This is a genomic window from Rhodospirillaceae bacterium (assembly GCA_016722635.1).
In the GTDB taxonomy this organism is placed as follows: domain Bacteria; phylum Pseudomonadota; class Alphaproteobacteria; order JAEUKQ01; family JAEUKQ01; genus JAEUKQ01.
The window spans coordinates 112,770-139,461 of record JADKIX010000010.1 but is presented as its reverse complement, the minus strand read 5'-3'; the positions used below and the strand labels follow the sequence as shown (position 1 = coordinate 139,461).

Here is a 26,692-nt window from a genome sequence, read left to right as displayed (position 1 = left end):
ATCAACCACCCTTTTTTAAGAGATACGCGGCTGCTCCTCAAAAGTATGGAATGGCGGAGGGGAACTAACTGTCCATTCCAGTGTATCCGCCCCCTCACCCCAAGGATTGTCCCCGGCAGGCTTACCTGCCCGCAAGGTATGGATAACGATCCCTACAAAAAACAAAGCCGCAGCCCCTGAAATATACGAACCGATTGATGCTACAAAGTTCCAACCTGCATAAATATCGCTATAATCGGGAATGCGCCTTGGCATACCAGCCAATCCTAGAAAATGCATGGGGAAGAAGGTTAAATTAACACTGATGAAAGTCAGCCAAAAATGGATTTTTCCCAATGTTTCATTATATTGGCGACCGGACATTTTGCCAATCCAGTAATAAAAGCCAGCAAATATCGCAAAAAGCGCCCCTAATGACAACACATAGTGGAAATGAGCGACGACATAGTACGTGTCATGCATATAAACATCAATACTGGCATTTGATAACACAACACCGGTTACCCCACCTACAGTAAACAGAAATATAAATCCGATTGCCCACAACATCGGGGTTTTCAAACTGATAACACCTCCCCACATAGTAGCAATCCAGCTAAAAATCTTAATACCGGTTGGCACAGCAATAACCATGGTAGCGATGGTAAAATATTTTTTTGTGTTTAAGTCTAAGCCCACAGTAAACATATGATGCGCCCAAACAATGAACCCAATCACCCCAATCGAAACCATTGCGTAAACCATGCCTAAATATCCAAACACGGGCTTGCGGGAGAAAGTGGAAACAATGTGACTGATAATGCCAAAAGCTGGCAGAATCATAATATAAACTTCTGGATGGCCAAAAAACCAAAACAGATGCTGGAACAACATGGGATCCCCGCCGCCAGCCGGATCGAAAAAATGTGTGCCGAAATTACGGTCGGTCAACAACATAGTGATAGCTCCGCCCAACACTGGCACCGCCAACAGCAGTAAGAACGAGGTTACCAACATCGCCCAAGCAAATAGCGGCATTTTATGCAGCACCATACCGGGAGCACGCATATTGAAGATTGTCGTGATAAAGTTAATCGCCCCCAGGATTGACGATATACCAGCTAGATGAAGCGCGAAGATCGCCATATCAACCGCAGCACTGGAATGCCCAACTGAGCTTGAAAGCGGTGGATAAACTGTCCAGCCCGTTCCTGCCCCACCATCAACAAAGGCAGATGCGCCTAATAACAAAAATGCTGGCACCAAGAGCCAGAAACTAATATTGTTCATTCTGGGGAATGCCATGTCGGGCGCCCCGATCATCAAGGGTACGAACCAATTGCCGAAACCGCCAATTAACGCTGGCATAACCACAAAAAACACCATGATCAAGCCATGAGCAGTGATAATCACGTTCCATAGCTGTCCGTCAGGGGAGCCATCTGCTAATGTTAAAAACTGCATTGATGGATTTTGTAATTCCATCCGCATTAAAATAGATGAGGCAGCCCCAATTAAACCGGCAATGATCGAAAAAATGATATAAAGAGTACCAATATCTTTGTGATTGGTCGAAAACAAAAAACGCCGCCAACCACTCGGCTGATGGTCATGACCCTGGTCATGATGTTCTTGGGTTGGACGGATTGCTTCCGCAGAGACACTAACCGAATGAACAGACATTTTATCTTTTCTCCTGATTCGCAACGAAGAGGATCGATGGATTAATGAAGGAAGCAAACTTTGTTTTTGCCTCCTCCAACCATTCTTGAAACTTTTCTTTTGAAACCGCTTCAATAGTGATTGGCATAAAACCGTGGCCAGTTCCGCATATTTCAGAACATTGGCCATAATAAACACCTTCTTTGGTAATCATCATCCAAGTTTCATTTAAACGTCCGGGAACAGCATCCAATTTAATGCCAAAGGCTGGTACTGCAAATGAGTGGATGACGTCCATCGATGTGGTTTGTAATCGAATGGGGGTGTTAATAGGCAAAACGATCCGATTATCTGTTTCAAGTAACCGTTGCTGACCTGGTTGAATTTTATCATCCGGGATCATCAGGGCGTCAAAAGCAAAATTACTGTCAGGATATTCATAAGACCAATACCATTGATGGCCAATGGCCTTGAGCGTCATTTCCGGGACTACTTCGCTAGCAGCGGTTGGAATGCGGTCAAATTGATTTAAAATACGCAAGGAAGGAATAGCAATAACCACCAAAATCAACACGGGCACCACTGTCCAAAGCACCTCAATCAGGGTATTGTGTGAAGTTTTTGAAGGTACACGACCAGGTTTATCGCGAAAACGGATGATTGTTATTGCCATCAATACCAACACAAAGAGGACAATAGCGGTAATGATCACCAAAAGAAGATCATGAAAATCTTCAATGGCTTGCATTCGCGTTGAGGCTGGCGCTGGAAGCCCTATCTGCCATGATTGGACAGATTCTGCTGCTTGGGCCAACCCCATGCTGAAACTCATCAACAAAAAAATAAAGCTATGAATAAGCTTTTGAAACATGAGAGGACATCCTTTAGATTTTAATGACGGACGAATGAATACCATGGAAAAAGTCCTACCTATATACCCATTTATTACTTATACCAGGTTAGGGCAATATGAAAAGAAGCCTAGCCACGTAAAATGTTTACTTACCTTGGTAGCTATCCTAAGCTTATTATCATCTTATTGTCCAGTCTGGCAAGCTGTTGAAGCTAAAAAATGAAAAATTACTGAAATAAAAACCATATGTTGGTTTATGCGTTTAAATCCTGTACAATCGAACCCTGTAAACAATTGCTGCCCGGGCTGGGATTATCTTTGTCCCCCAATGCGGCGTTGTGACGCAATTTTCGGGGACGCGATATTTAAAACACCGTAAAAGGCCCTACATATAAATGTGCCATGATAACATACGAATGATGAATAGGGAATAAATACTCATGACAAAAGCCTTGCACCCAGCCAATAACCACTTCTTTAACTTATTAGATCGTCAAAAGACAACCGCTATCGTCCAAAACAGCTTAAAAGGGGCGGAAGATGGCGAATTATTTCTTGAATACCGTCAGAATGAAGCATTTTCCTTCGATGACGGCATCTTAAAAAACTCAAGCTTTGATGTGGTCCAAGGTTTTGGATTAAGGCGTGTCATTGGCGATGTGGCGGCTTATGCCCATTCTAATGAATTAAGCGAACAATCTTTGTTGCGGGCGGCAAGTACAGTTAGGTCCATTCCTATTACTGCCTCAATCAATTTATCAGAAAACCCATATCGGACAAATCAACTGTTATATAGTGACCACAATCCGTTAATGGGTATGGATACGGCTGCAAAAATTTCTTTGTTAAAACAAATTGATACCTATACCCGGCAAAAAGAGGCATCGGTTAAACAAGTCATGTGTTCTTTACTAGGTTCTTGGCAGGTTATTCAGATGATCCGTGCCGATGGCTCGTTTTACACCGACGTCCGTCCCTTGGTCCGATTAAACGTCAGCGTTATGGTTACAAAAGGTGATAGGCAGGAGATGGGTTCTTGCGGCACTGGCGGGAGGGTTGGGTACCAACTTTTCACTGAACAGGATTCGTGGAAAAAATCGGTGGATGAAGCCGTACGTCAGGCCCTGATTAACCTTGAATCCCAACCAGCGCCCGCAGGTGAAATGACCGTCGTTTTGGGCTCAGGATGGCCCGGTGTTCTTTTACATGAAGCCATCGGCCATGGATTAGAGGGTGATTTCAACCGGAAAAAAACGTCGGCTTTTTCTGAGCTTCTAGGAAAACAGGTTGCTGCCTCAGGCGTTACGGTTGTCGATGACGGTACCTTATCGGAAAGGCGTGGTTCGTTGACGATGGACGATGAAGGCACGCCGACGCAAAGGACTGTTCTGATCGAAAATGGCATTTTAGTCAACTATCTCCAGGATCGTCAAAATGCGCGTTTGATGAATACCCGGTCCACCGGCAATGGTCGTCGGCAAAGTTATGCGCATCTGCCAATGCCGCGCATGACCAATACCTTGATGGAAAATGGTCGGTATAGTTCCGATGAAATTATCAAATCCGTTAAGAAAGGTTTATATGCCGTGAATTTTTCAGGCGGACAGGTGGATATTACTTCCGGCAAATTCGTCTTCAGCACTTCGGAGGCTTATATGATTGAAAATGGGCGAATCGGCCCATCGGTCAAAGGGGCAACCTTAATTGGCAATGGCCCTGATATTTTAACAAAAGTAAAGATGATCGGGAATGATTTAAAACTTGACGCCGGGGTTGGCACTTGCGGCAAGGATGGGCAAAGTGTTCCGGTGGGGGTTGGCCAGCCTACGATCAAAATTGAAGGATTGACCGTTGGTGGCACTCATTTATAACCGCCAGTTTTCGCACGGGGATGCGCTTTTTGATAGATATCTAAAATCTGCTGGCTGCTGACGGCTGTATAGCGCTGGGTTGTAGATAAAGAAGCGTGTCCTAATAGCTCCTGGATAGTGCGTAAATCCCCGCCTGCCGATAATAAATGGGTGGCAAAGCTATGGCGCAAGGCATGAGGGGTAGCATTATTCGGTAGGCCCAAAATTTTACGTAACCGCTCGAGGGCCAGTTGAATAATCCGAGGACTTAATTTTTTGCCTTTTTCCCCGATAAACAAAAAATTTTCCTTCGCGAGATCCCAAGGACAGGCTTGGATATAGTCCTGGATCGCCGTTACGACCACCGGCAAAAGCGGTACCCTTCTTTCTTTATTGCCTTTACCCGTCACGATCAGAACTTCTTGACCCCTGACAGGCGCTTGGGTTTTGGTTAAAGACAAAGCCTCTCCAATACGCAACCCACACCCATATAGTAACAAAAGAACAGCCAAATTCCTTTTACCCACCCAACCTTCTTCTGTTAAAATTGCAACGTTTTCTGTTACTTCCTGCGCTTGTTCAACCGATAAAGGTTTGGGTAATAAATGAGGTTTTTTAGGGGTTTTAAAATGCTGGACCGGGGGCAGCTCACCCCCCTCTTCCTTGGCAATAAAGCGGTAAAAATTTCTAATAACACTGGCCGCACGACCGGTGGAAGACGCCAGGTGACCGGTTTGATGGCGTTCAGACATCCAGGAACGCCAATCATGGCGGGTTAAAGCGCGCAAAGAGGGCAATGATATTCTTTCACCGCGGTAATGTGTCAGGAATTTTAAAAAAGCCAGCAGGTCATGTTGATAGGCCGAACAGGTGTGGGGCGAAAACCTTTTTTGTAAGGCTAACTGATCCTGCCATTTAGCCATTAATAAAGCCAAGTGTTGGTCAAGCTCTACCATGAATAATCTGCAAATTCTTAATTGAGATAACGTTGCAAGGTAATTTCAATGACCCTGCCCATAAATTTCAAAAAATCTGTGCCTTGTTCCGCATCAAAATAACCCGGATGACGGGTGGCAAAAACAAGTAATCCCGTTGTTTTGCTGAATTTCAAGCGCAATAAGGCGTCTGAGCGCACAAGCGCTACCGCGGTGGTGGTTGGATATAAAAGGGTATCCCCGTTAATATCGTCCCGCAATAAAACAGGCTGATCCGTTCCATTCATCAATTTTTCAATACTGCCATTCTTCAAAAAACGGATGGGTAAATCGTGAAGAACATGGTAATTTTTAGCACTTCCTTCTAAACATAAAACCGCATGGTCAACGTCCAACAAGACGGGCAATTCACCGATGATAATTTTAATTAAAGCCGCAACGGTCTCAGCTTGAAGAATTTTCAGGATTGCTTGCTGGATCCGATCTTGGGTTTGGATATTATCGCGGGTGTTAGCAATGAATTCTTCTTTTTCAGCCCTTAGTTTTGTCATATCTCGCCGCAATCGGCTAACCATAAATTGTTGCAGATCGACTATCTTATCGCCTTGGTTACGGACGGGAAGATTTAGACTTTCTAATATTTCTGGATGGCGGCCGAAGAAATCCGGATGCTGTTGCAAATATTGGATAACATCTGATGCCGTAAGCTTTTCTAGTGTTTCTTTAACCGCCAAAGCTGTTCTGCCATCTTCATTGACCTTAACCATGATACATATCCTCGTAAAATTTACTATAAGATTGATTGACCAGTTTTTGACCAATCGGCAAGAAAGGCCTGCAACCCTTTGTCGGTTAAAGGATGATAATACATTTGTCGCAAAACACTGGGTGGAAGCGTGCCAACATCGGCCCCCATCAATGCAGCTTCAACCACATGTTTAGGATTACGGATTGAGGCCACCAAAACCTGGGTGGTCAGTTGGGGGTAATGATGGTAAATTTGGATAATTTCTTGGATCAATTGCATGCCATCAACGCCTTGGTCATCTAGCCTGCCCACAAAAGGAGAGATGTAGGTGGCGCCAGCCTTTGCCGCCAACAAGGCCTGCGCCGCACTGAAGCATAATGTAACATTGACGGGAGTTCCTTGGTTGGATAAAAAGTGGCAAGCTTTCAAACCGTCCACCGTTAAAGGAACTTTTACCACCACATTCCCAGCAATAGCCGCCAGTTTTTGTCCTTCGCGAATCATGGCATTATATTCTGTAGCCGTTACTTCAGCACTGACAGGGCCAGGCAAAAGCTCACAGATCTCGGCAATCACCTCGAGAAACTTACGCCCGCTTTTCGCAATCAAGGTAGGATTAGTGGTCACACCATCAATCAACCCAGTTGATAAAAGATCTTTAATTTCATTGGTATCAGCTGTATCAATAAAAAATTTCATCAGCTCTTCCCTTTTTCTTTGATAAAAAAAATAGTTACATTATTCGTTACTTGAGGGCAATAGCTGTTTGCGCTATGCTAATGAAAATAATATGTTTACTGAAAACGGCCTAAACATTAGGTGTATGAGAATTTTGCCAAATTCTAAAAATCCAACCACCCTAGATACCAAAATCCTTTCGGTTGAAACGGGTGATTTGGTGGATGTCTTGTTACCGTTGCCTTTAAGCCAGGTCTATACCTACCGTGTCCAACCGAATCAAAAGGTGTTTGTAGGTAGTTTAGTTCAAGTGCCCTGGGGAAAGAGTCAAAAAATATTAACGGGTATGGTGTGGGCCAAAAATATCAAAGCACCTGTATCGGCAATTAAACCTATTTTTTCCTGCCTGGAGCTGCCCCCCCTTTCCCCGCAGATAAAATCTTTAATTGATTGGATAGCCGAATATAACATGATCCCAGCTGGGAATGTGTTGAAAATGGTCATTGGGCTGTGGCAGCAAGCGAAAAAAATTTCCCTGCCAACCAAGATCCAGTTGACTGGGAAAATGCACGAGGATTCCGTTTTTTCCGATAATATGCAAAAAATTGCTGAACTTACGCAGCAACAGACAATTACAACTGTTACGGAGCTTATGTCTAAAAGCCGATTATCAAGGGCTAAAATTGCCCAATTGTTCCAGCAGGGCTTTTTGCAGCACGTCACTTTAAACACCCCTTCGATCCCTGCGGTTATATTACACCCGATGCTCGATCATTTCAGCGAGCAACAAAAACAGGCCGCCCGTTATTTATCAGCGCAAGTGGCCGCCCAAAAATTCCAACCAGTTTTATTATATGGGGTAACCGGTTCTGGAAAAACGGAAGTTTACTTTCAAGCGATTATGGATTGTGTCCGTTTGGGCAAACAAGCTTTAGTCCTTTTGCCTGAAATTGCCCTTAGCACTCAATGGCTGGAACGCTTTCACGAAAGATTTGGTTATACCCCGCCCGCTTGGCATTCAGAAATTCCCTTGGGGCAAAAACGCCGTATTTGGTATGGGATCAGCAAAGGTTTATGCTCCGTCATCGTGGGTGCCAGATCGGCCCTTTTTCTTCCTTTTCAACAATTGGGTTTGATTGTGGTTGATGAGGAACATGATAATTCTTTTAAACAGGAAGAAGGTTCTATTTACCATGCGCGTGACATTGCCGTGGTCAGGGGCCAAATAGCTGGATGCCCGGTGGTTTTATCTTCAGCCACGCCCTCGCTTGAAACATTGGCCAATGTCAAACGCGGCCGTTATCATGAATGCCGTTTAACCGTCCGACACAGCCAAATCCAAATGCCCAGCATTCAAATCATCGATTTAATAGCGTTACCGCCCGCAAGGCAGCATTGGCTGGCAAAGTCCCTATGCGATCAAATCGATGTCACTTTATCCAAAGGCCAACAAACATTATTATTTTTAAATAGGCGTGGTTATGCACCCCTAGTTTTATGCAAGGCTTGCGGTTTCCGCTGGCGCTGCGAGCATTGTAGCAGTTGGCTGGTGCAACACCGGCAAAAAAAAATGAATTTATGCCATTATTGCGGATATCATACGCCCATAACCGACACCTGCCCAAATTGCCATGAACATGGCAGCATGGCCACTTGCGGGCCGGGGGTTGAAAAATTGGCCGAAGAAGTTGCAACCTTGTTCCCATCCGCCAGGACGATTGTCAGCACCAGTGATACCTTGGGTGATCAACAGCAAATTGAAAAGTTTGTCCGCCAGGTGGAAGCGCAGGAAGTGGATATTATCATCGGCACGCAGGTCATCGCTAAAGGCCACCATTTTCCCCATTTAACCTTGGTGGGTATCATTGATGCGGATGCAGGGCTGCAAGGCGGGGATTTGCGGGCTGCGGAAAAAACCTGGCAAATGCTGCAGCAAGTATCGGGAAGAGCCGGGCGCGGCGATTATCCGGGCCAGGTGATGATCCAGACTTATCAACCGCTGAACCCCTTAATCCAAGCACTTGCCACTTATGATCAGGAAAGTTTTTTAGAAATTGAGTGGAAGAACCGTGAAATTGCTGGGATGCCCCCTTTCGGCAGATTAGCCGCTTTAATTGTTTCAGCGCCAAGCGAAACTTTACTCCATCAAATTTGTGCGGACATGCAAGCCCAGATTCCGAGTGGTGAAGGGTTTACTATTTTGGGGCCTGCCCCAGCCCCTTTATCGATGATCAGAGGACGTTACCGGCAACGTTTCCTCTTAAAAACAACCCGTCATTTAAAACCCCAATTGCTGATCCAAAACTGGCTTAGAAATGTGGTGGTACCTGCCTCCGGTAAAATTATAATCGATATTGACCCTTATAATTTTTTGTAAAGATCATATCCCGTAATGTTGAAAGATATAATCCATATCAGGTAATTTACCTTGATGGTATTGCTCCAACATCATTTGTGCCGGGTTTTTTCCAGACTTTATGACTTCTTGTAAAAAATCCAAATAAACGGTTTCATCATGTCCCTGCTTATTCTTGATGCCTCGCCTATGCAATCCTTCTAAACTTAACTGTAGCATTGATTTACATAACTCTAAAACGGGCTGTTTTCCAAGCAGCGCTTTCAATCCTAATTTTGGCACATCCAAACGCAATTGTTGGATATCCGGTAGTTTCCATTTCTTAATCCAGCTTTCCGCTTCATTCAAAACCTGTTCATCATAAAGCAATCCTACCCACAAAGCGGGCAGGGCGGGCAAAGCATTTACCTGAACCCCATCCGCACCTCTCATTTCCAGATATTTTTTTAACCGCACTTCAGGAAAAGCCACCCCCAAATGGTTGATCCAATCGCCAAGCGTTGCCTGTTCTCCAGGCAAGGCCGGTAGATTGCCTTTCATGAGATCTTTGAAAGACTGGCCAGCCGCATTGATATAACGCCCTTCCCGGTACACAAAATACATGGGAACTGTTAAAATATAATCCACATATTTTTCAAAAGACATGTCCGCATCAAAGGCGAAGCTTAGAATGCCTGAACGGTCAGGGTCCGTATTGTTCCAAATATGGCTGCGATAGCTTTCAAAGCCATTAGGCTTGCCATCCGTGAATGGTGAATTGGCAAACAAAGCAGTGACCAGCGATTGCAGGGCCATGGAAACCCGGAATTTTTTCACCATATCCGCTTCGGAAGAAAAATCTAGATTTGCTTGTACTGTACAGGTGCGAAGCATCATATCCACACCCAGAGATCCTTTTTTCGGCATATATTCGCGCATGATTTGATACCGGGCCTTCGGCATTAAGGGGATATCCCCCCTTAACCATTTCGGCTGAAATCCCAAGGGTAAAATGCCAAAATTGTAAACATCCTGAATTTTCTTTAACTCAGCAAAATGCTCAGCAAATTCTTCCTGGGTCTGATGAAGGTTTTCCAAAGGGGCGCCTGAAAGTTCAAATTGCCCGCCTGGTTCCAAGGTTATGGCCGCTTTACCGCGATGTAAAGCAATCGGCTGTCCCATCTCTTCACTGACCTTCCAACCAAATTTTGTCAACGCCAGCAAAATATCCCGGATGCCGCCTTTTTCCTCATAATTTAAGGATTTGTAGGTTGAACGATGAAACAAAAACTTTTCATGTTCCGTGCCAACGCGCCAGTCTTTTTTGGGTTTGCACCCAGATGCCAAATAATCGACCAGCTGCTTTTTCGAGGTGATGATTTCATTCTGAACATCAGGAATTGCGGACATATAAATGTTCCTTAATTGATTGGGTGAGAAAGCATGGCAGCCGGACGCTCGAGAGTATCGCCGAAACATAATTGCCAGCTGACCAGGGCCGCCATGGCAGCAGTTTCAGCACGGAGCAATCTGGGGCCCAACCCAACCGCCCAAACAAAAGGATGACTGGCAATAAAATCAAGCTCTTTTTGATGAAAACCCCCCTCTGGGCCAATCATGACCGCCCCTTTCGGGGCAAACTTATGGCCGGAAGTTTCGAATAGGGATCTGAAAGATTGGGCTTGGCCTTTTTCCGCACACAGAAAAACGGGACAATCGGGTGACCATGTTTGGAAAACGGTTGCTAAGGGAACGGGTTCGTCCATTTGGGGTATGTTTAAACGCTGGCTTTGCTCGGCGGCTTCCACCGCAATACGCTGCCAGCGCTCTATTTTTGCCCGTTCCGCCATGGTATATTGGGTGATCATGGGGTGAAAATGGGAAACCCCCAACTCGGTTGCTTTGGCAATCAACCAGTCGGTTGGGTCTTTCTTTAATAAAGCAAAAAATAAATGCAATTCCACAGCCGCCGGTTGAAGGCGGTTAAGCCTAAGGATACGTAATTGAACCTGGCGGCGGTTAATGGATTCTGTACGGGCAATCCATTCCCCCTCACGGCCGTTAAAAAGAGCGATTTCTTCCAACGGTTTTATTCGCATGACTTGGGTTAAATAGTGTGCTTGGTCTTCACTAACCTCAACCAATCCATCTGCCTCTAAAGAATGGTCAACAAACAAACGCAGTGTAAAAAATCTATTCATTCATGACCCTCTTTTCCGATCATTTATTATAAAGGCCGGGTTACGCTACTTCTGAGGTGGGGCGATCAAAGCTAAAATTCAACTGGAAAAGATGGATATATTTCTAGGGGCTGGTATAGATTAGGGGATATTAGACCAACGTTTTAAGATTTTCAATTGGTTTGCAACGGAGCCGTGATGAAACCTGAAGACACATTCTTGAAGAAAGAGGTTGAAGTTCTTTTTGGGGGTGCCGTTACCGCTTCAACCCTAAAATAGGCCTGCGGAGGTAAATTAAGCAATTTTTTCAATTGATCCCTAGACAGTAAAAATCCGACTGGTTTTAATTGTCCGGTTTTCAAAGAAACAAATCCCGATACCGTTTCGTTTGTATCTAGGGACGTATTACTACAAACCCACCATAATTGACTAGAATCATGGCTTTGCTTCATTTGGCAATATTCTGGCTGACATCCATTGGGCCAAGAAACGGTAAGCATTTGCACCCTAGGATTTTGAGCATAAAGCTCTGCTGAGCACAACCCAACCCCTAGTAAAGCTAAATAGAGTAATTTTTTTCCTAGCATATGAAATTCCTATTTTCGGTAAAATGCTAATTGGCTTTACCATGAACAATACGTAGGGGAAAATAGAAATATGGAATCTGCGGATGTTTGCTTAAATTTCCATTAAAAATGTCTTTTAAAAAAAGGACCGGTAAAGTTCAAAAATGGAAGTTTATGAGCAGAGAGAAAACATGGCGTCCCCAACGGGATTCGAACCCGTGTCACCACCGTGAAAGGGTGGTGTCCTAGGCCTCTAGACGATGGGGACAGCGACCTGGTTTTTACATCTATCCTGTTACCATTTGAAAATCAACAGATTCTTCCACTGGCTTGCTGATTTTCCACGTTTTTTTCTTATGGACATAAACAATGGTTATAATCAGTAAGGATTACTTAGCACTCTAATCAGTGGCCGGATAAGGGGAATGTGACACTATAGTGCTTTATTCCTTTATCGACTTGATGCTAGATTGTACCTGTTCAATTCCTATGGATGTCTGATGGCCCAATTATCAAAAACCTTCCAGTATTTTACGATTGCCCTTTTATGCTCGCTGGTTTTTTTAGGCGTTGGCATAATTTTGGGTTATCTGCAATCCCCCTCTTCTAAATCGCCTCCCTCTTCTGCCCCAAGCTTAATCCGTACAGAATTTCAATTAACCAATGCCCAGGGAAAAACAGTAACGAACCAAGATTTTCCCGGAAAATGGCAGTTGATATTTTTTGGCTTCACCCATTGCCCTGATATTTGCCCGACTGCTCTTGATAAAATGGCCCTGATTTTAGAGGGGTTGGGGCAAAAAGCCCATAAGCTTCAAGGGATTTTTATTACCCTTGATCCTGAGCGGGATACAGCGGCCATCGCTAGCGAATATGCCAGCACTTTTTATCCCACCCTTTTGGGATTAAGCGGCAGCAGTAATGATATTCAAAGAACGGCGGCCGCCTTCCGGGTCTATTATAGCCGCGTGGAACAGATGGATTTGCCCGACGGATACGGCATTGATCATTCCGGTTATTTTTACCTGGTTAATCCGCAAGGGGTTTTTGATCGTATTTTCCGTTGGAATGATCCGGCGGAAGATATTCTTACCACCCTGCAAAAAATGTTGAATTAAAAAATTAGCCAACCACTTAAAAAGATCTGCAAAAAGAGAAAAAAGGATTTCTACCTATGCCTGTCTTTACCAACCCTTGGACGCTCCTTAAATTATTGTTCATCCTGATCAGTTTATTGACCAGCATGACAGCCATGGCAATGGCCGCAGAATGCAAAAATGATCACACAATTGTGGTTTCCAACGCTTGGGCAAGGCCTGTAACCAATCAACAAATGCCTGCCGCCATCTATTTAACTTTAACCAATCAATCATCGCAGCCTGATCAATTAATCAAGGTTGAAACCAATATCGCCAAGAAAGCGGCTATTCACGCAACAATGACAGACGGGATGGTTCTGATGATGCGCCCGCGCGAAACAGTGGTCATTCCCGCCAAGCAGCAGGTGGTTTTTATGCCGAATGATTCTCATATTATGTTAATGGATTTGTCCCAAATTTTAGCGCCCAAATCCCAGTTTCAAATTGAGCTGAATTTTGCCAAATCCGGCTGTTATGCGGTGCAAGTGACGGTTCGGTAGCTGTTGCCTAGCCTTGACGGTCAGAAACAACCGCATCCTCAATAATGAACTGGATATCTTCACGGTCATTCCATAAATTCAGGCGCAGGGTACCGGCCAGGTGGAAAAGGGTGTGGGGTTTCAACAATAATTGCCCTAAGGGTAAGGAAGCCGCCCTAAAAGCCATTGCCTTAAAACTTTTGCGGTCCTGGCCGATTGCCAGACAACGCACATGTTTCTCTGCCACAATTTCTGTTTTCAAAAACCGCACATCGGCGATGGCGAAACGCGGTTCTGGATTGCCATTGCCAAAGGGACCGATTTGGCTGATTTGTTGATATAAAGCAGGCGTTAACGCTTGGGCAGTTAATAACCCGTCAATCTCCATGGCCGGTATATAGGAAACCTGGCGTGCTTGCTGCCGTAAATGCTGGTTTAAAAAAACTTTTAATGTATCAAGACCTGAGGCATCGGCAGTAAAGCCAGCGGCCATGGGATGTCCCCCACCTGCCTGCACCAAACCTGCTTGCCGGGCCGCAATAACGGCAGTCCCTAAATCAAGCCCCTGGACAGACCTTCCCGATCCCTTGGCAAGCTGGTCTTGGAGGTTGACCACAAAAACCGGTCGATGAAAATGTTCCTTGAGTCGTCCGGCGATAATGCCAATAATCCCCTGATGCCACAATGGTGAGGACACCAGCAAAATATCGGTCGGCTGCGAGAATTGCTGGCTTTTCGCCATCCATAGGGCTTCTTCAAAAGCTTTTTGCTCCAACTCCTGGCGTTCTTGGTTCAGGCGGTGCAATTGCTCGGCAATCCCCTGGGCTTCTAGGAAGTCGTTCGTGGACAATAACCGCACCCCCAAATCCGCCGTGCCGATCCGCCCCCCTGCATTAATGCGCGGGCCCAGAACATAGCCCGCATGATAGGCGCTGGGCGCTTGGTCTAAAGCCGTGACCGTCATCAACGCTTTTAATCCGGGGTTACCCTGCTGCGCCATAATTTTCAAACCTTGGCTGACAAAAGCCCGGTTAAGCCCGGTTAAGGGCACCACATCACAGATGGTCCCTAAAGCCACAATATCTAACCATTGCCGTAAATCAGGCTCGCTGCGCTTACCTTGATAAAAGTTCTTTTGCCGCAACGCCCGGTTAAGACCAACCAAAAATAAAAAAGCCATGCCAACGGCGGCCAATTGGCCGTAAGATTGACGAATATCAGCAGGGGTATCCAACCGGTTAGGGTTGATAATAGCTGCGGCTTGGGGAAGATTGGCATCTGCCACATGGTGATCGATCACTACCGTTGCCAATCCGATTTCTAAAGCTTGAGCGATCACCTCAACCGATGAGGTGCCACAATCAACCGTGATAACCAGCCTAATTCCTTCCTGATGCAGTTGTTGCATGGCTTTAAAATTCGGGCCATAGCCTTCCAACATACGGTCGGGGATATATAGGCGGACAGGAACATCCAGGGCATCAAAAAACCTTTTGAGCAGGCTCGCGGATGTAGCGCCATCCACATCATAATCACCAAATATGGCGATTTTTTCCTGCTTGAACAAGGCGCTTAAAACCCGCGCGATTCCGGCATCCATTCCAGGTATGACTAAAGGATCAGGCAGCAATTCACGCAAGGTAGGGGTTAAAAAACCAAGAGCATCATCAATAGCAATACCGCGGCCTGCCAGTAATACCCCAACAATTTCAGGCAATTGTAAGCGTTGGGCTATAGCTAACCCTAAACGCTCAGAACCTGATCGTTGTTGCCATTTTTTTCCGGTTACTGATTGTTGGACGCCCAGAAAAGCCAACCCATCCTGCATAACTTAAATCCTAGGAAGACAATGGTTGCTTCCGGCTGAAATCATGGTGAGCTTGAATAAAGCGCACCGTACCTGTTTTTGAACGCATGACCACCGAATGCGTCCGGCCGCTTTGCCGATTCCGCCGCACCCCATGCAGCATGCTGCCATCCGTGACCCCAGTGGCCGCAAACATAACATCCCCATGGGCCAATTCTTCCAAACTGTATTTACGGTTTAAATCCGTAATGCCGCACCGATCCGCCCGCTTTTTCTCTGTGTCATTCCGAAATAGCAGGCGGCCCTGGATAAATCCGCCCGTACAGCGAAGGGCAGCAGCGGCCAATACCCCCTCCGGCGCCCCACCAATCCCCATATACATATCCACCCCGGTATCCGGCTGGCTGGTGGCAATAACCGCGCTAACATCGCCATCATCAATCAACATAATCCGGGCCCCTGCAGCCCGCACCTGGCTAATTAATTCCGCATGACGGGGACGGTCTAAAATACACACGACGATATCGCCCACATCAACCCCACGGCACTTAGCCACGGCTTTAATATTTTCAGCAGGTTTTGCATCAAGATCAATGGCGTGCCTGGGCACGCCGCTGCCCACCGCAATTTTATTCATATAAACATCAGGGGCATATAAAAATCCTCCCGCGGAGGCCATGGCAACCACCGCCAAGGCATTGGGCCCACCTTTGGCGGTGATCGAAGTTCCCTCAAGCGGATCAAGGGCGATGTCAATTTTTGGCCCACCCGCCCCCACCTTTTCCCCGATATATAACATGGGTGCCTCATCCCGTTCACCCTCCCCAATCACCACGGTACCCTCAATCGCCAAACTGTTGAAGGCCCGACGCATGGCATCCACCGCTGCTTGATCAGCTGCTTTTTCATTTCCCTGACCCATCAATTTTGCAGCAGCCAAGGCGGCGGCCTCAGTAACACGAACGGCTTCCAAAGCTAAATTTCTGTCCATAAACTTTATATCCTTGCTGGTAAAATGATCATTCTCATAATTCATTGCCTTCCGTTTTTAAATGATAGCGGGTTGCTTGTCATGATATCCAAGCCTTTTTGATGCTGTTTTAATAACTCTTCCCGCATCTTTACCCAATCCACTTGGCTTTTTTGCCAAGGTTGGGTTGAAAAATCTTGTAATCTAGGAAATGACCTTTGCGCGCAAGCGACTGTGAAAAAACAAGCGCAAACAATCACCAAATATTTTAATTGGCTAGATTTATGTGGCGCTTTGAATCTTTTTTGTTGAACCCTACGCATTTCAGACCTAATGCCAGACCTAATGATGGTGATCATAAAAAACTTATATTGTCTCAAGCTGAATTTTTTGGCTATATTGACCACGCCAGAAACATTCCTGTTTGAAACTTAGAATAACTTATCCTATAAATCAATAAAGTGTTAATGATGCTAATCGTCAATAGTGCAAATATCCACCCAATCCTTTAGGTATTATGATGAATCAATCTTCGCAACCCCCTTCTTCCCCAAACGCCATGATAGACTGGCTGGCCCAAATGGGCAAACAATCCCAACAAATCATTGAAAAATTCCTTCAGCAACAACCTAGTCATTCTTCGATGGGAACTGAAAATTTTTTTAATGTTGGGCAAGCGTTCCAAGAATATTTGACCCAGCTGCTGCGCCATCCCGATCGTTTATGGCAATACCAAATGGCTTGGTGGGAAGAATATCAGAAATTATGGCAATCAACCTGGCAACGGATGGCAGGCAATGCCCCGGTACCCCCCTCTCCTATGAGCCAACCGCAAGACAAAAGGTTCAAGGATAGCGCCTGGCAAGAGAATGTGGTGTTTGATTATTTGAAGCAATCTTATTTGCTGTCAGCTAAATGGATGCTGAACTTAACCCGTGAAGCCAAAGATCTTGATCCCCAAATCGCCAAAAAAGTTGATTTTTACCTACGCCAGTTTGTCGATGCCTTATCCCCCAGCAATTTTTTGCTGACCAACCCTGAAATTTTGCGGACAACCATTAACAGTAAGGGACAGAATTTGGTTCAGGGCTTACAAAATTTATTGCGTGATTTGGAAAAAGGCCGCGGCCATTTACAAATCACCATGACTGACCCCAATGCCTTCCAATTAGGTGGCAATATTGCCACCAGCCCTGGGCAAGTGGTTTACCAAAACAGCCTGATGCAATTGATCCAATATAACCCGACCACGGAAAAAGTTTATGAACGGCCCTTGCTGGTCATTCCGCCCTGGATCAACAAATATTATATCCTGGATCTGCGAGAAAATAATTCTTTTGTCCGCTGGGCAACTGGCCAAGGACATACCGTTTTTATGATTTCATGGGTCAACCCGGATGAAAAATTAGCCGGGAAAACTTTTGAAGATTATATGCAAGAAGGAATCCTTGCTGCCATTGAAACCATCCAGCAAATTACCAAGGCAAAAGGGGTAAATGCCGTAGGTTACTGCTTGGGCGGCACTTTACTGGCTTGCACCTTGGCTTATTTAGAGGCACAGCAGAAAAAGGCAAAAAACAAGAAATCATCACCGCTTATCCATAGTGCCACCTATCTCAGCACCCTAGTTGATTTCACCGAGCCAGGCGAATTAGGGGTATTTATTGATGAGGTCCAATTACAAGCCCTTGAGAAAAAAATGCAGGCAACCGGTTATTTATCTGGCAGTGAGATGGCCACCACTTTTAACTTGTTGCGGGCCAACGATTTAATATGGAGTTTCGTCATCAATAATTACCTGTTGGGCAAAGAACCCATGCCCTTTGACCTTTTATATTGGAATTCCGATTCAACCCGTATGCCCGCCCAAATGCACAGTTTTTATTTACGCAACATGTATTTAGAAAACAAATTGGTAAAAGGGGAATTGTCTTTTTCCAACATCCCACTTGACCTCAGACAAATTCAAACCCCCAGCTACATCCTAGCCACCAAGGAAGATCATATAGCGCCTTGGAAATCGGTGTATGCGGCCACCCAATTATATCGCGGCGATAGGCGTTTTGTATTGGGCGGTTCAGGCCATATTGCGGGCGTTATCAATGCGCCTGCCACTAACAAATATGCCTACTGGACCCATGACAAGTTACCGGGTGACCCTGAAAAATGGTTGCAGCAAGCAACCCAACATCCGGGATCCTGGTGGAATGATTGGCAAAAGTGGGTTGTATCATTCACGGGCGAACAAATAGCCGCCCGCAACCCAGGGGACAACGGCTGGAAAGTGATTGAACCAGCCCCTGGCAGTTATGTAAAGGTGCGTTAAGTTTTTACCGTCCTAAGCTTTCAACAATAGCCAGGTTTTTACCTGGCTATTGTTTTTGAGGGCTGAGGTTTATTCCCCATAAAATCTATGATAAACTGTCGTTCATTTTTATTTTATAGCATGTGTGATGTTTCATTCTTATAACCGGGCCGTGGATTTGGTTATTGTGGGCGCCAGCTTTGCAGGTCTTTCCTGCGCCATAGAAGCCGCCCAAGCGGGATTAAAGGTGGTGGTGCTTGAAAAAAACCCGAAAGCCGGTCATCATCCAGGCACCACCGGTTTATTGGTGCAGGAAGCCGCGGATTTTTATAAGATTCCCAGCCATCTCACCAAAAAGATTTCAACCGTGCGGTTGTATGATCAACATCTGAAAAGCTTTTCCCTGCATACACCGGATTATTTTTTTCTGGCTACCCATACCTCCGGCATACTCGAATGGCTGGCTTGGCATGCAACGGAGCTTGGGGTTGCCATCAATTTCAACTGCCGGTTCCGCGACTATAGGGAACAAGCAGACGGGATTTCCCTGTCCGATTTCGACTTACACACGCGCTTTCTGGTAGGGGCGGATGGCGCCCGCTCAACCGTGGCTAAAAAATCCGGTTTGGGGCAAAACAAAAAATTCCTGTTAGGGATTGAATATGATTATCCCCTGCCTGCCAATTTTGCCGAAGAGGAACTGCACTGCTTTTTAAGTCATCTTCATGCGCCTGGCTATTTAGGTTGGGCGGTGGGCGGCATTAACCGGTTGCAAGTGGGGCTGGCGGTCCATCACCCATCCCACAAACCGGACGGGGAAAGTTTCCTGGATTTTATTCGCCCCGTCCTCAAGATACAACCCGATCAAAAAATCGGGGCCCATGGCGGCTTAATCCCGGTGGGCGGCTGCGTTGAACCTTTTTACCGCCAGCGAATTTTGTTGATTGGGGATGCGGCTGGCCTTGTTTCCCCCTTAACTGCTGGCGGCATCCGCTTAAGTTTTGAATTGGGGCAAAAATCTGGCCGCCTGATCGCCGATTATCTACAAAACCCTGCAGCCCCTCACCCAGGCGTTTTATTACGCCAGCAATACCCCGATTTTACCGGGAAGAAACTGCTGCGGCAATTATGGCAATCAGGATTTTGCCATCAAGCCCTTCCCTTATTACAATTGCCTTTCCTACAGAAATGGTTGGGGAAAATGATTTTTTTTAATCGCCACAGCCGGGTAGAAATCAACCGGTGATATTTTCCCTATATTCCCCGCTTTACTTCTGCAAAAACCACCCCATGTTATATAGGTAGCTAACAGGCCTTTCTTTCATAGGACTAATATCCCATAAAATGATGAAAAAACCAAAAACCTTCAAACGCCGCCTCATGCAGGTGATTCTGTTGCTGATACCGGTCGCTGGAGGCGCCTGGTGGTTGTGGCATCATTACGCCCCTATTGCGGTGCAAGTGGTATCGCCAGAGCGGGGTTTAGCAGTTGAGGCCGTTTATGCAACCGGTTTGGTTGAGGCGCAGCAGACTGCTAAAGTCAGCCCAGTCAGCGGCGGCCAAATTGTGGAACTGCGTGCGGAGATCGGCGACAGGGTAGAACCCGGCCAAATATTGGCTGTCATGAATGACCGGCAAGCGCAGCAGCGGTTGCAGGAAGCCCAGGCTGTTTATAATCTGGCGTTGCAGGAAGAAAAACGGGTGCAATCCTTGCTGGCCAAAGGCATCGCCACTCCGCAGGTCGCTGAACGAGCTTTATCAGACCGGCAACAGGCCCAAGCGAACCTTCAATTGCAGCAGAATACGCTGGCCGATCTGAAAATTACCGCCCCTGTTGCCGGTCTTATCAGCACCCGCGATGTTTCTTTAGGGCAGAATGTAACCGCGAACAGCATCTTATTTACCATTGTATCTGGTGACCAAAAGCGGATTATTGCCGATATCGATGAACGCGATATCAGCAAATTGGCCTTGAATTCGCGTTTACTGGCAAAGGCTGAGGCCTATCCCGGCCGGGTTTTTGAAGCGGCCATCAGCAAAATCTATCAAACCGCCAACAACACCAACCGTACCTACCGGGTTGAGGCCAATCTTCCCCAAGGCACCCCGTTGCTCATCGGCATGACCCTGGACGTCAATGTGATTTTGGAGGAACGGCCATCCGCCTTATTGCTGCCAACCGCCGCCATTCATTTTGAACAGGCAGGCGTTAATCAGCCGCCTTTTATTTACATATGGCAGGTGAAAGACGGGCACGCCCAACGCCTACCCCCTAAAAATTGGTGTCCAAGGATTGCAGAAAACCGAGATCATAACCCCGCTGAACTTAACCGATCAAATTATTATTTCGCCATCCGATCAGTTGCGCCCAGGCCGGGCAGTGGATATCATCCCATGATACCGCTAAGCCTGATGATCGCCTGGTCGCATCTATCGGTGCGGAAACGCCAAACTTTGGCCTCGGTTTTAGGGGTGGCGATGGGGGTTGGTTTTTTCATCTCGGTTTCCGGCATGATGAAAGGGTTTCAGGATTTTTTCCGCACCCAAATCATTGAATCAAACGCCCATATCGTCATGAATGATGAGGTGCGTTACCCAGCGCTGCAACCCGCCGAACAAATCTATGCGGGCGATGCTGTGCAGGTAAAACGCGCTTTCCCCCAAGAACCGGTGCGCGGTATTTTAGGGGCTGCGAATATCCTTGACTCACTTCACCAACAGGGTATCAGCGCAGCCCCAGTGTTGCGCGGCCAGGTGCTGTTGCGGCGCAGCGGGCGCGATGCCGCCGTTTCTATGCTGGGGATTGATCCTGATATCGAAGGCACCGTCACCAGCCTGCCCGAGGATTTAATTGCAGGCTCGCTCACCTCATTAAACTCCGTACCAGACGGGGTCATCATTGGCAGTTTGCTAGCGGATAAATTGGGGGCTAATCTCGGGGACAGTTTGATTGCGGCAACGCCCGCCAGCATTATCACTAATTTAAAAATTGTTGGCATTTTCCGCACCGGCCTCAATCAGCTCGATGAGGGCCAGGCTTATATTCATTTGATCAAACAGCAAGCCATTCAGAATCGGCCGCGGGTGATTAATGAAATCCGCATCCGCTTGCCCGACGTCAGCCGCTCTATCCCCGTAGCAGCGGATTTGGAAGCACGTTGGGGGTATAAATCCGCCCCTTGGGAGGAAACTAACAGCCGGGTATTGGCGGTTTTTCAAATCCAAAATTTAATTATTTACGCAACCGTTAGCGCCATTTTGATTGTGGCAGGTTTCGGCATTTTCAATATTATTTCAACCGTGGTTTTAGAAAAAGCCCGTGATATTGCCATTTTACGCTCAATTGGCCTTAACAGCCAAAATATTGCCAGTATTTTCGTGATTGAAGGCACGGTGGTAGGATTTTTAGGCAGCTTGATGGGTTGGGTGATTGGCTATGCCTTATCTTGGGGACTTGAGCAAATCCCTGCCCCAGGCGCTTCCAACCCCAACCAAACCCTGATTGTCGATAGCTCATTTGAACGCTATTTATTGGCAGGCGGCTTGGCATTGGTGGCGGCGGTTTTGGCTGGCTGGTTGCCCGCCCGTAAAGCCGCTCGCCTCAACCCCTTGGTAATTGTACGGGGAGCCACATGAGCATTGTGTTGGAAACCATCAATCTTAGCCGTATTTTAACGGAAGGTGATTTAACCGTTACCCTCGTTAGTGACATTAATCTGCAGCTATCGGCAGGAGAATTTGCCTCCATTATTGGCCCATCGGGTTCAGGTAAATCTTCTTTGCTGTACTTATTGGGATTACTCGATAGCCCTACTCATGGCGAATTAATGATTAATGGCCATCCCACTTCAATGATGCAGGAAGAAGAGCGGGCTTGGGTACGTTTAAATCGATTTGGTTTTGTGTTCCAGTTCCATTTTTTGCTGGCAGAATTGACGGTTATGGAGAATGTCATGATCCCTATGCGGCAACTCAAAAAATTGACCCATTCCCAAATGGTGAAACGCAGCAAGGAGCTTCTGGATGCCGTGGGCATCACCGATCAGGCGCTGAAAAGACCAGCGCAGCTGTCGGGCGGGCAACGCCAACGGGTGGCGATTGCAAGATCCTTGGCCAATGACCCGCAATTCATTTTTGCGGATGAACCCACCGGCGCCTTGGATACCAAAAACGCCAATGCGGTATTTGATTTATTGGCCAAGCTTGCCAAAGACCAAGGGAAAACGGTGGCCGTGGTCACCCATGATGAACAATTGGCCAGCAAAACCTGGCGCCGCATCCATTTGCAAGACGGCCAGTTGATTGGGGATAGGTTGAATCAGGCTTGATTTTAAATTTACCTGCTGATATTCAAACCCGCCCTAATCCTCAAATAAATCTGCCGGGGGTTCCCATTTCAAGGGTTGCCAATTTTTGGCTTTGTCTTTAGCGGCCTGGATTTGCTCGGGCGTCAGTTTCGCTTGCAAGCCCTTCATTAATTTTTCAACCATTTGGTTTTGCTCGGCGTCACCAGACGGGTTGTTTTTGGCAAGCAACCCCCAAAAATAGGTATTGGCCGGATCATTAACATAATGCCCATACGCCAAACAAGCCAATGCCTGCGCCTTACTGGAGCCGTAACCCGCCGCCATCACCAGCTTGTAAATTCCTTTATGGATATCTTTCTCAACCCCCTCGCCTACCAACAACATTTCACCCTTGGTACTTAAAGCCGCTGGATAATTGCTTTCGGCAGATTTGCTGATCCATTTAAACGCTTCTTGCTCGCTTTGCTCCACGTGAAGGCCTAGAAAATAGAAAATCCCCAACCGATATTGTGACACCGGTTCACCCATCTCGGCCAATGGTTGAAACAGTTCAAAAGCTTGCTGGTATTTCTTGGCATCATAGGCCTGGCAGGCAGCCGTAAAACTTTCCAAAAACGCTGCTTTTTTCATCTGTTTTCCTTTTCCTCTTCTTCAAAGCCGCTCAAAAAATTTGTTGGATATTCCCAAACATTTGGTTGCCAATTTTTGAAATATGGGAAAGGCTTCCCCGTAATTTTCCATCGCATCCGCCTTCATGGCGGCCGCTAATTGCTGAGTGATGCTTTTTGATCCCAATTCACTGCTTGCCCATAGGCTAAAAACGGGAGAACCATTGCGAATGCAATCAATCCGAAAAATGATTTTCTCATTTTAAATCCCTTCGACTTTACTTAAATCAGCGATTTTTACTACCAATTCACGTACGCTGGATAAAAGTTGCAGGCGCTGCAAGCGTTCCTCTGCCTTGAGGCTGTTCACCACCACTTCTTCAAAAAACTGATCGAGCGGTTGGCGCAATTGGCTAAGCAACGTCAAGGCATCATTGAATTTTTCGGCTTGCAAATGTTTCATAAATACCGGTTTTATTTTCGCCAATTGGTCAAATAATTGCTGCTCTGCTGGCAATACTTTCGGTAAAGCGGTTAAGGGTTGATAAACAATATTATCTTTTTTCTCTTCAATCGCTAAAATATTGCCAGCACGTTTGGCCGCTATCAATAAGTTGTTACCATCGGCCTTCGCAATAAATTCTTGCAGGGCTTTGATTTTGTGAACCAGCAGCCACAGATCATCCTCCTGCTGGTTGGCGAATACGGCGGTGATCAGGTCATGACGTATCCCTTGGTCTTTCAACGTCACTTTAAGTCTGTCAACAAAGAACTCCAGCAATTGGTTGGCAATGAATTTAGGCTGGTGTGCCTTATCGGTGGCGGGTGATTTATCTTGCCAAACCCCCACCTCGCCATATCCCCAATAGGCAAAATGGATGATGTCGCGCAAGGGCAGACGTAATTGATTTTCTAAAATCAGGCGGATCACCCCGAGTGCTTGGCGGCGCAGGGCAAAGGGGTCTTTCGATCCGGTGGGTTTCTGGTTGATTCCCCAAAACCCCACCAAACTATCAAGCTTATCCGCCAAGGATAAGGCAATGGTAATTGGCTGGCGCGGGCATTGGTCATTGGGGCCCAGCGGGGCATAATGATCACGGATGGCCTGGCTGACCTCCGGCTTTTCCCCGTGCACCGCCGCATAATAACTGCCCATCACCCCTTGCAATTCTGGGAACTCCCGCACCATTTTACTGACCAGATCGGCCTTGCATAAGGCAGCCGCTTTCACGGCCAAGGCCTCATTGAATGTCGGGATATAAGCGCCGATTTTCTTTACCAAGGATTGCAGCCGTTCGGTTTTCTGCCAAACATTGCCCAAGCCTTGATAAAACAAAATCGCCTGGGTTTGCTTGGCGTAATCAGCAAGCGAAATTTTGCAATCCAATTCATAAAAGAAACGCGCATCCGAAAGCCGCGCCCGCAACACGCGCTGATTGCCCTTAATGATCGCTTCACCTTTATCGGGCGCTTCAATATTGGCAACTGTTAGGAAATGAGGCACACTCTTGCCATCTAAGTCTATGACTGAAAAAAACTTCTGATGCACCCGCATTGAAGTTGCCAGCACTTCGGATGGTAATGACATAAAATCGGAATCAATATTACCCAATAATACTTTGGGCCATTCAACCAACCCCACTACCTCATCTAACAATGCCGAATCCTGCCTGAGTTGATGACCAGCCTTACAAGCTTCTTTGATCTGCTTTTTAATTTTTTCTTTGCGCTCATTCTGATCTATGATCACATACGCTTTGCGTAATTTATCTTGATAATCGGCAAAAGACTGAACGGTGATTTCCTTGGGCGCCATAAAGCGATGACCGACTGTTTTATTTGTGAAAACAAATTTCTGGCCAGATAAATTCAGATTGCCCGACAATAGTTTGCCATTAAAAACCACCAATACTTGTCGCAAAGGCCTAATCCAAGGAAATTGATGTTCGCCAAAACGCATGGATTTTGGCCAATTGACTTGTTTCATGGCTTGCTCAATAACATTTGGCAACATTTCAGCCACAGATCCCCCTTCCTTACGGATTTTGGCGATCCAAAAAGTACCTTTAGGGGTTTCCTGTTGCTCGCATTGGTCAAGGCTCTTCAGTCCGGCACCCTTTAAAAAACCTTGAATGGCTTTGTCATCAGATCCCACCCGTGGACCCTTTTTTTCTTCAATCTGCGCCTCGATCTTTTCGGCCATTTGATCCATGACGATTATTAATCGACGCGGTGAACTAAACACTTGTGCTTTTTGATCATAGGAAATTTTAAGATTATTTAATTGATCATGAATTAAGCTTCCTAATTCCACAGCTTTTTGCTGTTGCAAACTGGCTGGGATTTCTTCGCAAAGAATTTCAAGCAGGAATTCAGCCATCTATTTACCCTCCCCTTGACTATTTAACCATGTCTCGCAGCAGCCCTTAGCAAGGGCCCGCACCCGCCCGATATAGGCTTGGCGCTCCGCCACCGAAATCACCCCGCGCGCATCTAATAAATTAAATAAATGGCTGGCTTTTAAACAATGGTCATAGGCTGGCAAAGCCAAAGGCTTGGGTAATTTTAAAAGCTGTTGGCAATTGGCTTCGGCATCTTGGAAATGCTGGAACAGGCGTTTGGTATCGGCCTGTTCAAAATTATAGGCGGAAAACTCGCGTTCATTTTGCAGATAAACGTCACCGTAGGTGATGTTGCCTGCGCCCGTCACCCCATTCCAATCCAGCTGGTACACGTTTTCAATGCCTTGCACATACATGGCCAAACGCTCCAGGCCGTAAGTTAGCTCGGTTGAGGATGGATCACAATCAATCCCCCCTACCTGCTGAAAATAGGTATATTGGGAAACCTCCATCCCATCCAACCACACTTCCCAACCCAGCCCCCAAGCGCCCAAGGTTGGGCTTTCCCAATCATCCTCAACAAAGCGAATATCATGTTTCAAAAGGTCAATGCCCAAGGCTTGCAAACTTTGCAAATACAGCTCCTGGCTATTGGCAGGGGATGGTTTCATAATCACCTGAAATTGGTAGTAATGCTGCAGCCGGTTGGGGTTTTCGCCGTACCGGCCATCGGTTGGCCGGCGTGAGGGTTGCACATAAGCCGCTTTCCAGGGCTTTTTACCCAAAGCCCGCAAGGTGGTGGCCGGGTGGAATGTACCGGCCCCCATCTCCACATCATAGGGCTGTAAAATCACACAGCCCTGATTGGCCCAAAATTGCTGTAATTTGAAAATTAGCGCTTGAAAACAGTTTTCTTTATTGGGTGCCGCCATAGACATGTTATCCTTTT

General features: G+C 46.4%; 22 protein-coding genes and 1 tRNA gene. 8 read left to right on the top strand and 15 right to left on the bottom strand.

The features are described from left to right. Window positions 1-15: 15 nt before the first annotated feature. Window positions 16-1,662, bottom strand: coding sequence for a cytochrome c oxidase subunit I (ctaD, locus tag IPP67_04875; protein ID MBL0338504.1), 1,647 nt, complete (start codon window positions 1,660-1,662; stop codon window positions 16-18). A 1-nt stretch (window position 1,663) separates the two neighbouring features. After that, the gene (coxB, locus tag IPP67_04870; GenBank protein ID MBL0338503.1) at window positions 1,664-2,512 is read right to left on the bottom strand and encodes a cytochrome c oxidase subunit II; all 849 of its coding nucleotides are present in this window, start codon (window positions 2,510-2,512) and stop codon (window positions 1,664-1,666) included. 422 nt (window positions 2,513-2,934) lie between these two features. Here coxB and tldD point away from each other — a divergent pair, with 422 nt between their 5' ends. Then, window positions 2,935-4,365 (top strand): metalloprotease TldD, encoded by a 1,431-nt coding sequence (gene tldD, locus IPP67_04865; protein ID MBL0338502.1) that lies wholly within the window; start codon window positions 2,935-2,937, stop codon window positions 4,363-4,365. Here the strand turns inward: tldD and IPP67_04860 are convergent. Genes IPP67_04860 through fsa form a run of 3 tightly spaced genes read right to left on the bottom strand, consistent with a single transcriptional unit; the run spans window position 4,356 to window position 6,726 of the window. Next, a complete protein-coding gene (locus tag IPP67_04860) occupies window positions 4,356-5,300 on the bottom strand; it encodes a tyrosine recombinase XerC (protein ID MBL0338501.1) in 945 nt (314 codons plus the stop codon). The two genes, tldD and IPP67_04860, sit on opposite strands and share 10 nt — an antisense overlap. Before the next feature lie 17 nt (window positions 5,301-5,317). Continuing rightward, complete coding sequence (locus tag IPP67_04855; protein ID MBL0338500.1) at window positions 5,318-6,046, bottom strand: DUF484 family protein; 729 nt, start codon at window positions 6,044-6,046, stop codon at window positions 5,318-5,320. Between the two features lie 23 nt (window positions 6,047-6,069). Then, complete coding sequence (fsa, locus tag IPP67_04850) at window positions 6,070-6,726, bottom strand: fructose-6-phosphate aldolase (protein ID MBL0338499.1); 657 nt, start codon at window positions 6,724-6,726, stop codon at window positions 6,070-6,072. Window positions 6,727-6,859: 133 nt separating this feature from the next. On the opposite strand from fsa, the gene IPP67_04845 reads away from it, so the two are divergent. Next, the gene (locus IPP67_04845; protein ID MBL0338498.1) at window positions 6,860-9,082 is read left to right on the top strand and encodes a primosomal protein N'; all 2,223 of its coding nucleotides are present in this window, start codon (window positions 6,860-6,862) and stop codon (window positions 9,080-9,082) included. A 3-nt stretch (window positions 9,083-9,085) separates the two neighbouring features. Here IPP67_04845 and IPP67_04840 read toward each other — a convergent pair whose 3' ends face one another. The 4 genes from IPP67_04840 to IPP67_04825 form a co-directional block, all read right to left on the bottom strand. Next, the gene (locus tag IPP67_04840) at window positions 9,086-10,450 is read right to left on the bottom strand and encodes a glutamate--cysteine ligase (GenBank protein MBL0338497.1); all 1,365 of its coding nucleotides are present in this window, start codon (window positions 10,448-10,450) and stop codon (window positions 9,086-9,088) included. A gap of 11 nt (window positions 10,451-10,461) precedes the next feature. After that, complete coding sequence (locus IPP67_04835; protein MBL0338496.1) at window positions 10,462-11,241, bottom strand: 16S rRNA (uracil(1498)-N(3))-methyltransferase; 780 nt, start codon at window positions 11,239-11,241, stop codon at window positions 10,462-10,464. Between the two features lie 152 nt (window positions 11,242-11,393). Beyond that, complete coding sequence (locus IPP67_04830) at window positions 11,394-11,807, bottom strand: hypothetical protein (GenBank protein MBL0338495.1); 414 nt, start codon at window positions 11,805-11,807, stop codon at window positions 11,394-11,396. Between the two features lie 171 nt (window positions 11,808-11,978). Beyond that, a tRNA-Glu gene (locus IPP67_04825) sits at window positions 11,979-12,054 on the bottom strand. A 232-nt stretch (window positions 12,055-12,286) separates the two neighbouring features. Between IPP67_04825 and IPP67_04820 the strand changes: the two genes are divergently transcribed. Both IPP67_04820 and IPP67_04815 read left to right on the top strand, forming a co-directional pair. Continuing rightward, complete coding sequence (locus tag IPP67_04820) at window positions 12,287-12,904, top strand: SCO family protein (GenBank protein ID MBL0338494.1); 618 nt, start codon at window positions 12,287-12,289, stop codon at window positions 12,902-12,904. A gap of 56 nt (window positions 12,905-12,960) precedes the next feature. Next, window positions 12,961-13,425, top strand: coding sequence for a copper chaperone PCu(A)C (locus IPP67_04815; GenBank protein ID MBL0338493.1), 465 nt, complete (start codon window positions 12,961-12,963; stop codon window positions 13,423-13,425). 7 nt (window positions 13,426-13,432) lie between these two features. Here the strand turns inward: IPP67_04815 and recJ are convergent, their stop codons facing one another. Then, entirely contained in the window at window positions 13,433-15,232 is a 1,800-nt protein-coding gene (recJ, locus tag IPP67_04810; protein ID MBL0338492.1) for a single-stranded-DNA-specific exonuclease RecJ, read from the bottom strand. A gap of 10 nt (window positions 15,233-15,242) precedes the next feature. Next, the gene (glpX, locus tag IPP67_04805) at window positions 15,243-16,202 is read right to left on the bottom strand and encodes a class II fructose-bisphosphatase (protein ID MBL0338491.1); all 960 of its coding nucleotides are present in this window, start codon (window positions 16,200-16,202) and stop codon (window positions 15,243-15,245) included. A gap of 496 nt (window positions 16,203-16,698) precedes the next feature. Here glpX and phaC point away from each other — a divergent pair, with 496 nt between their 5' ends. The 4 genes from phaC to IPP67_04785 all read left to right on the top strand — a co-directional run bounded on the left by phaC (window position 16,699) and on the right by IPP67_04785 (window position 22,814). After that, the gene (phaC, locus tag IPP67_04800; GenBank protein ID MBL0338490.1) at window positions 16,699-18,507 is read left to right on the top strand and encodes a class I poly(R)-hydroxyalkanoic acid synthase; all 1,809 of its coding nucleotides are present in this window, start codon (window positions 16,699-16,701) and stop codon (window positions 18,505-18,507) included. 127 nt (window positions 18,508-18,634) lie between these two features. Then, on the top strand, window positions 18,635-19,732 hold the full coding sequence (locus IPP67_04795) for an NAD(P)/FAD-dependent oxidoreductase (protein MBL0338489.1): 1,098 nt from the start codon (window positions 18,635-18,637) through the stop codon (window positions 19,730-19,732). Between the two features lie 98 nt (window positions 19,733-19,830). Beyond that, on the top strand, window positions 19,831-22,122 hold the full coding sequence (locus IPP67_04790; GenBank protein MBL0338488.1) for an efflux RND transporter periplasmic adaptor subunit: 2,292 nt from the start codon (window positions 19,831-19,833) through the stop codon (window positions 22,120-22,122). Next, a complete protein-coding gene (locus IPP67_04785) occupies window positions 22,119-22,814 on the top strand; it encodes an ABC transporter ATP-binding protein (protein MBL0338487.1) in 696 nt (231 codons plus the stop codon). The genes IPP67_04790 and IPP67_04785 overlap by 4 nt, the downstream gene beginning before the upstream one ends. Window positions 22,815-22,847: 33 nt before the next feature. Here the strand turns inward: IPP67_04785 and IPP67_04780 are convergent, their stop codons facing one another. The 4 genes from IPP67_04780 to IPP67_04765 form a co-directional block, all read right to left on the bottom strand. Then, on the bottom strand, window positions 22,848-23,423 hold the full coding sequence (locus IPP67_04780; protein MBL0338486.1) for a sel1 repeat family protein: 576 nt from the start codon (window positions 23,421-23,423) through the stop codon (window positions 22,848-22,850). Window positions 23,424-23,444: 21 nt separating this feature from the next. After that, on the bottom strand, window positions 23,445-23,588 hold the full coding sequence (locus IPP67_04775) for a hypothetical protein (protein MBL0338485.1): 144 nt from the start codon (window positions 23,586-23,588) through the stop codon (window positions 23,445-23,447). Between the two features lie 75 nt (window positions 23,589-23,663). Continuing rightward, complete coding sequence (locus IPP67_04770) at window positions 23,664-25,781, bottom strand: glycine--tRNA ligase subunit beta (protein MBL0338484.1); 2,118 nt, start codon at window positions 25,779-25,781, stop codon at window positions 23,664-23,666. After that, entirely contained in the window at window positions 25,782-26,675 is an 894-nt protein-coding gene (locus IPP67_04765; GenBank protein ID MBL0338483.1) for a glycine--tRNA ligase subunit alpha, read from the bottom strand. Window positions 26,676-26,692: the final 17 nt, after the last annotated feature.

Bases quoted from the DNA above. Each gene is read 5' to 3' on its own strand.
- IPP67_04860 (MBL0338501.1), bottom strand. From the start codon at position 5,300: ATGGTAGAGCTTGACCAACACTTGGCTTTATTAATGGCTAAATGGCAG.
- IPP67_04855 (MBL0338500.1), bottom strand. From the start codon at position 6,046: ATGGTTAAGGTCAATGAAGATGGCAGAACAGCTTTGGCGGTTAAAGAA.
- IPP67_04840 (MBL0338497.1), bottom strand. From the start codon at position 10,450: ATGTCCGCAATTCCTGATGTTCAGAATGAAATCATCACCTCGAAAAAG.
- fsa (MBL0338499.1), bottom strand. From the start codon at position 6,726: ATGAAATTTTTTATTGATACAGCTGATACCAATGAAATTAAAGATCTT.
- IPP67_04830 (MBL0338495.1), bottom strand. From the start codon at position 11,807: ATGCTAGGAAAAAAATTACTCTATTTAGCTTTACTAGGGGTTGGGTTG.
- IPP67_04785 (MBL0338487.1), top strand. From the start codon at position 22,119: ATGAGCATTGTGTTGGAAACCATCAATCTTAGCCGTATTTTAACGGAA.
- IPP67_04770 (MBL0338484.1), bottom strand. From the start codon at position 25,781: ATGGCTGAATTCCTGCTTGAAATTCTTTGCGAAGAAATCCCAGCCAGT.
- recJ (MBL0338492.1), bottom strand. From the start codon at position 15,232: ATGCAGGATGGGTTGGCTTTTCTGGGCGTCCAACAATCAGTAACCGGA.
- glpX (MBL0338491.1), bottom strand. From the start codon at position 16,202: ATGGACAGAAATTTAGCTTTGGAAGCCGTTCGTGTTACTGAGGCCGCC.
- coxB (MBL0338503.1), bottom strand. From the start codon at position 2,512: ATGTTTCAAAAGCTTATTCATAGCTTTATTTTTTTGTTGATGAGTTTC.
- tldD (MBL0338502.1), top strand. From the start codon at position 2,935: ATGACAAAAGCCTTGCACCCAGCCAATAACCACTTCTTTAACTTATTA.
- IPP67_04815 (MBL0338493.1), top strand. From the start codon at position 12,961: ATGCCTGTCTTTACCAACCCTTGGACGCTCCTTAAATTATTGTTCATC.
- IPP67_04820 (MBL0338494.1), top strand. From the start codon at position 12,287: ATGGCCCAATTATCAAAAACCTTCCAGTATTTTACGATTGCCCTTTTA.
- IPP67_04765 (MBL0338483.1), bottom strand. From the start codon at position 26,675: ATGGCGGCACCCAATAAAGAAAACTGTTTTCAAGCGCTAATTTTCAAA.
- IPP67_04790 (MBL0338488.1), top strand. From the start codon at position 19,831: ATGATGAAAAAACCAAAAACCTTCAAACGCCGCCTCATGCAGGTGATT.
- IPP67_04780 (MBL0338486.1), bottom strand. From the start codon at position 23,423: ATGAAAAAAGCAGCGTTTTTGGAAAGTTTTACGGCTGCCTGCCAGGCC.
- IPP67_04835 (MBL0338496.1), bottom strand. From the start codon at position 11,241: ATGAATAGATTTTTTACACTGCGTTTGTTTGTTGACCATTCTTTAGAG.
- ctaD (MBL0338504.1), bottom strand. From the start codon at position 1,662: ATGTCTGTTCATTCGGTTAGTGTCTCTGCGGAAGCAATCCGTCCAACC.
- IPP67_04795 (MBL0338489.1), top strand. From the start codon at position 18,635: ATGTTTCATTCTTATAACCGGGCCGTGGATTTGGTTATTGTGGGCGCC.
- phaC (MBL0338490.1), top strand. From the start codon at position 16,699: ATGATGAATCAATCTTCGCAACCCCCTTCTTCCCCAAACGCCATGATA.